The 806-nt window shown below is 53.8% G+C and carries 1 protein-coding gene; it reads left to right on the top strand.

The annotated features are described in order from the left end of the window. Positions 1–207: hypothetical protein (locus BF99_RS0112735; RefSeq protein ID WP_025771175.1), on the top strand; the 207-nt coding region annotated here is incomplete at its 5' end. Between the last annotated feature and the right edge of the window lie 599 nt (positions 208–806).

The following is an 806-nucleotide window of genomic DNA, read 5'->3' as shown; positions in this document are numbered from 1 at the left end:
ATGGATAGACTGCAATCGATCGAATCGAGAGTGACTAACGTGGAAGCGAATATGGCCACGAAAAAGGACTTGGCTGAGGTGGAAACGAAGGTGGCCAGTATGGAAGCGAAGATGGTCACGAAAGACGATATGGCAGCCGGTATGAACACCCTGAAGACCGACCTGCTCGACGCCATCAAAAATATGAATGGCAACGCCCATCGATGATCCTTCGGGGCATAGAGAACCCGTAAGGCTAGCCTGAGGATCGCCTGCCCGACCATCGCTCCGCCTCGTGGCGTTCTTCGTCTATGGGGATATCGAGACGGTCGGGCAGGCGATTCGAGGGTGAGTCTTTTGGAGATGGCGCCCCACTCATTGGATTTCCCTCAATCCGTTTTTTCAACTGTCCGCTTCGAAGAAAAGCGAAGGCGTGAATAGCAATATTCCGAAGGGCTGGACTCCCCCGCCCCAAGATTATTCAGGACGCCGATCAAGACTGATCATGCTCCGGAAACGACCGGCAAGATCCCTGACCTCGAACCACCCAAGTACCCCATCCCACTAGCCGACCGCAAACGACTTGGATCGTCATCCATCGATCCTGAGAGAAAAACGCCCTCGCGCACGGAAAGCGGCGATCCGGCACCCTGACGATCTCCCACCCGGCTTTTCTCTCTTCGCACTCTTTCCAAAATGCCCGCCCTCTCGAAAATCTCGCGCTTTTTCTCTTGTTTTTCTTGCTTTTTTCTGTGACTTTATCTACTATACCTACATGGTGGCGCACGATCGTGTCGCATGACAGATCGGACATGATGGCGCGCCAC

The sequence above is a fragment of the Thioalkalivibrio sp. HK1 genome (assembly GCA_000583135.1).
In the GTDB taxonomy this organism is placed as follows: domain Bacteria; phylum Pseudomonadota; class Gammaproteobacteria; order HK1; family HK1; genus HK1.
Note: the sequence above shows the minus strand (reverse complement) of the source record. Positions and strands in the feature narration are given on the sequence as shown.